The organism is Frankia sp. CcWB3 (genome assembly GCF_977927595.1).
Map to the genome: position 1 here is coordinate 30,582 of NZ_CDWRCK010000008.1, position 4,845 is coordinate 35,426.

General features: G+C 68.2%; 4 protein-coding genes and 1 pseudogene. 1 reads left to right on the forward strand and 4 read right to left on the reverse strand.

Features of this window, described 5'->3' with window-relative positions; translation table 11 throughout:
* Positions 1–226, reverse strand: a pseudogene (locus ACY5KJ_RS01530) (dihydrofolate synthase); the annotation flags it as partial.
* A gap of 188 nt (positions 227–414) precedes the next feature.
* Between ACY5KJ_RS01530 and ACY5KJ_RS01535 the strand changes: the two are divergent.
* Positions 415–1,734 (forward strand): bifunctional folylpolyglutamate synthase/dihydrofolate synthase, encoded by a 1,320-nt coding sequence (locus ACY5KJ_RS01535; protein ID WP_462186097.1) that lies wholly within the window; start codon positions 415–417, stop codon positions 1,732–1,734.
* Positions 1,735–1,755: 21 nt separating this feature from the next.
* Here ACY5KJ_RS01535 and clpX read toward each other — a convergent pair whose 3' ends face one another.
* The 3 genes from clpX to ACY5KJ_RS01550 all read right to left on the reverse strand — a co-directional run bounded on the left by clpX (position 1,756) and on the right by ACY5KJ_RS01550 (position 4,783).
* Positions 1,756–3,042 (reverse strand): ATP-dependent Clp protease ATP-binding subunit ClpX, encoded by a 1,287-nt coding sequence (clpX, locus tag ACY5KJ_RS01540; protein ID WP_462186098.1) that lies wholly within the window; start codon positions 3,040–3,042, stop codon positions 1,756–1,758.
* A gap of 362 nt (positions 3,043–3,404) precedes the next feature.
* Positions 3,405–4,058 (reverse strand): ATP-dependent Clp protease proteolytic subunit, encoded by a 654-nt coding sequence (locus ACY5KJ_RS01545; RefSeq protein WP_462202595.1) that lies wholly within the window; start codon positions 4,056–4,058, stop codon positions 3,405–3,407.
* Between the two features lie 83 nt (positions 4,059–4,141).
* Entirely contained in the window at positions 4,142–4,783 is a 642-nt protein-coding gene (locus ACY5KJ_RS01550) for an ATP-dependent Clp protease proteolytic subunit (RefSeq protein ID WP_011435649.1), read from the reverse strand.
* Positions 4,784–4,845: the final 62 nt, after the last annotated feature.

Sequence of the window (4,845 nt, forward strand, 5' to 3'; positions counted from 1 at the left end):
TAATCGCCGACACCGTGGAGCTCTTCCCCACCGAGCCGGTCACCACGATGCTTGGAAGGGCCCGCTGCGGCTGGCCGAGCAGATCCAGCAGACGGCTCAGCCGGTCGAAGTCCGGCCGGGCGCGGACCTCGCGGCGCCGGGAGCACTCGGCCGCGAACGCGCGTGGGCCCTCCCGCTCATGATCAGGAGCATGGGCGGTTCCGGTGGTCCCGGCGGCGCCTGTCACATCCCCGATGGTACGGCCCGATGGTCCGGGTCCACCGGGTTCACTCCCGCCCACGCAAGTGCCCGCGCAGGTGCCCGCGCTCCCCCCGCAGAGGACGCGTCCGGCGCACCTGCCCGCAGACTCCCGCGGACTACTGTCGACCCCAGGTCGAAGGAGGGCGAAACCAGCCGGTGAAGTGGAACCAGCCTGTGAAGTGGACGTACGAGTCGGCGTGGGCCGCCCTGAACAACACGGTGGATCTCGAGAAGCAGACGATGCCGGCGGGTCGGCCGGTGCCGAGCCTCGACCGGATGCGGGAGCTGGCGGGCCGGCTCGGGGATCCGCACCGGGCGGTTCCGCTGATCCATCTGACCGGCACGAACGGCAAGACCTCGACGGCGCGGATCATCTCGGCGCTGCTGGGCGCGGCGGGGCTGCGGGTGGGGCTGTACACCAGTCCGCATCTGGAGCGGGTGAACGAGCGCCTGGTCGTCGACGGCCAACCGATCGGCGACGAGGAATTCGGACGCTGCGTGGGCACCGTCCTGGACGCGGCCGCCCCGATGAGCGGACGGCCCACCTTCTTCGAGCTGCTGACGGCCACCGCCTTCCGATGGTTCGCCGACCTGGCCGTCGACGTCGCCGTGGTCGAGGTGGGCCTGCTCGGCCGCTGGGACGCCACGAACATCGCCGACGGGCGGGTCGCGGTCGTCACCAGCATCGGCGCGGATCATCTGGACTACGCCGGGAGTATGGCGGGCGTGGCCCGCGAGAAGGCCGGGATCGTCAAGCCCGGCAGTCACCTGGTGCTCGGCGAGGTGGACCCCCACTTCTACGACATCTTCGCCCGGACCCCGGCCACGGATATCCTGCGGCTGGGCCAGGACTTCGCCGCGGTCGCCGGCCACCCGGACGCGGCGGGTCGACGGGGCGGTTTCCGCACCCCGCAGGCGCGCTACGACGACGTGCGGCTGTCCCTGCACGGTGCCTATCAGGATGCCAACGCGGCGTGCGCCCTGGCCGCCGTGGAGACCTTCGCCGGTCATCCCCTCCCCGACGCCGTGGTCCGGACCGGTCTCGGGGGCGTCCGGGCGCCGGGACACCTGGAAATCGTGCGCGCACAGCCGCTGTGCGTGCTTGACGGGGCGCACAACCCGGCAGCGGGCGCGGCGCTCGCCCGGTCCCTGGGTGAGGAGTTCCCCGGGCGGGAGTGGACCGTCGTCTACGGGGCGCTGCGCGGTCACGACTACGAGGGGACTCTCGCGGAACTGCGCCACCAACCGATCAGCTCGCTGATCGCCTGCGAACCGGCGTCACCGCGGGCCATCCACGCCGAGCGCCTGGTCTCCGCGGCGCGGGCGCGGGGGATGCCGGCCCACGCCGCCTCCGACGTCGGCTGCGCCGTCCGCCACGCCCTGCGGGACGCGGCGGGGCCGGGTGGGGCGATCCTGGTGACCGGGTCCTTCTACCATCTGGCTGAGGCCCGCCGGACCCTGACCGCGCTGGACCCGACGCACGGGATGCACTGAGTGGGCGCCGGGTGGGCGCCGTCAGGCCGACTTCTCCTGGCGGGGAGGCCGCTTGGACACGACGTCGCGCGGGACCAGCGTCGGATTGACGTGCTCCAGCACGACCTCGCGGGTGACGACGACCCGGGCCACGTCCTTGCGGCTCGGGATGTCGTACATCACCGAGAGCAGGACCTCTTCCATGATCGCTCGCAGCCCGCGGGCACCGGTCCCACGCAGGATCGCCTGGTCCGCGATGGCCTCGAGCGCGTCCGAGGTGAAGTCGAGGTCGACGCTGTCCAGCTCGAACAGTCGCTTGTACTGGCGGACGAGGGCGTTCTTCGGCTCGGTGAGGATGCGGATCAGCGCCTCCCGATCCAGGTTGGACACGCTGGTGATCACCGGGAGCCGGCCGATGAACTCCGGAATCATGCCGTACTTCAGCAGGTCCTCGGGCATGATGTCGCCGAAGACGTCGGATCCGTCCGGGTCGTCCTTGCCGTGCAGTACGGCGCGGAACCCCAGCGACTTCTTGCCGATCCTCGACTCGATGATCCGGTCGAGCCCGGCGAACGCCCCGCCCACGATGAACAGCACGTTCGTCGTGTCGATCTGGATGAACTCCTGATGCGGGTGCTTGCGCCCGCCCTGTGGCGGCACGCTGGCCGTGGTGCCTTCGAGGATCTTCAACAGGGCCTGTTGCACGCCCTCACCGGACACGTCCCGCGTGATGCTCGGGTTCTCCGACTTCCGGGCGATCTTGTCGACCTCGTCGATGTAGATAATCCCGGTCTCGGCCTTTTTAACGTCATAGTCGGCGGCCTGAATGAGTTTGAGCAGAATGTTCTCGACGTCTTCCCCGACGTAGCCCGCCTCGGTCAGCGCGGTGGCATCGGCGATGGCAAACGGGACGTTGAGCATTCGCGCGAGAGTCTGGGCGAGCAGCGTCTTGCCGCAGCCCGTCGGCCCGAGCAGCAGGATGTTGCTCTTCGCGAGCTCGACCTCGCCCTTGCTCCCGTCACCGCTGGATCCGCCCGCCTGGACCCGCTTGTAGTGGTTGTAGACCGCGACGGAGAGGGTCTTCTTCGCCGTCTCCTGCCCCACCACGTAACTGTCGAGGAACTCGTAGATCTCGCGTGGCTTGGGCAGTTCGTCCCACTTGAGCTCGGAGGATTCGGACAGCTCCTCCTCGATGATCTCGTTGCAGAGATCGATGCACTCGTCGCAGATATAGACGCCAGGGCCGGCGATGAGCTTCTTCACCTGCTTCTGCGACTTACCGCAGAACGAGCACTTGAGCAGGTCACCGCCATCACCGATGCGTGCCACCGAGGACTCAGTCCCTTCGTCCAGACGATGGTGTCGCCTGCATGTCAGGGGCGGTTGACACCGCCCAGTCGTCGCGTGTCTGCCTGCAACCATCCCCGTGGGGACGGTACCCCGCCGAGCCGTCCGGTGAGAGCCCAATCGCTCGGCTCATACCGGTCAGCCTACGGTCACCTTGGCCGTCCTCGCCCGTCCACGCAGTCCCATTAGGCCATCGCGTCACGGACGAGAACTGCTGACCGGGTTTCACCGCGTCGGCGCGTCGGGTGTGGTAGCGGCCGACGGCCGACGACCGCGTGCCGGCCTCGCGAGACGTCACGCCTCGCGAGGCTCCGACCGCGGGGTCGGACCGCCGGCCCGGCACCTCAGCGAGCGGTGGCGAGCCGGGCGGACTTCCGGGTCTTGATGACCTCGTCGATCAGGCCGTACTCCTTGGCCTCGTCGGCACTGAAGATCTTGTCACGCTCGATGTCCTTGCGGATGTCCTCTTCCTTCTTGCCGGTGTGGACGGCGAGCATCCGCTCCAGCAGGGACCGCATCCGCAGGATCTCCCGCGCCTGGATCTCGATGTCGCTCGACTGGCCCTCGCCCTGCGCCGACGGCTGGTGGATGAGGATCCGGCTGTTCTCCAGCGCGAACCGCTTCCCCGGCGTGCCCGCCGCCAGCAGCACCGCCGCCGCCGACGCCGCCTGCCCCATGCAGATCGTCGAGATGTCCGGCCGCACGAACTGCATCGTGTCGTAAATCGCCGTCAACGACGTGAACGACCCACCCGGCGAGTTGATGTAGATCGAGATATCCCGGTCGGGATCCTCGGACTCCAGGAACAGCAACTGCGCCATCACGTCGTTCGCCGACACATCATCGATCTGCACACCGAGGAAGACGATCCGCTCCTTGAGCAGCTTCGAGTACGGATCCATGCCGTACTCGCCGCGGGAGGTTTTCTCGATGATGTTCGGCAGGACGTAGCGGCCCTGCGACTGGGCGGCTGCCTGGCGGGCCTGCTCGTGCCGCATCTGCTGGTACAGCGTGTCGTGGAACATGGTGGCTGCCTCCGGGACGGATGACGACGGTTCGATCCGGTGAGCGGGGGCTCCGCTCAGCTCACCGGGCCTTCGCTGGGAACCTGGCGGGCCTGCTGGACGACGTGGTCGACGAAGCCGTAGTCCTTGGCCTCCTCGGCGGTGAACCACCGGTCCCGGTCGGAGTCGCGCTCGATCTGCTCGATCGGCTGACCGGTGTGGAAGGCGATGCGCTCCTGCATCATCCGCTTGGTGTAGAGCATCTGCTCCGCCTGGATGGCGATGTCGGAGGCGGTGCCCCCGATCCCACCGGACGGCTGGTGCATCATGATCCGCGCGTGCGGCAGGGAGTATCGCTTACCCGACGCACCGGCGCAGAGCAGGAACTGCCCCATCGACGCGGCGAGACCGAGCGAGACGGTCGCGACATCGTTCTCGACGAACTGCATGGTGTCGTAGATCGCCATACCGGCGCTCACCGACCCACCCGGCGAGTTGATGTAGAGGAAAATGTCGCGGGTCGGATCCTCCGCGTTGAGCAGCAGGAGCTGCGCACAGATCGCGTTGGCGATCGAGTCCTCGACGACCGAGCCGAGGAAGACGATGCGGTTGGCCAACAGACGGTTGAAAACCTGGTCGTCGAACGCGGGTCCACCCTGACCGGGTGCACGAAGGTCCGGACCCGGAACCGGCAGGCGCGGGGCTGCGATGTTACTCACGGTCAGCTCCTCGACTTCCTCACATGGGGCGGCTGATTGACCGGCTCGACACTATCTGTGAC

Excerpts from the sequence above, each read along its gene's own strand:
- ACY5KJ_RS01545 (WP_462202595.1), bottom strand. The coding sequence starts at position 4,058 with ATGCGGCACGAGCAGGCCCGCCAGGCAGCCGCCCAGTCGCAGGGCCGC.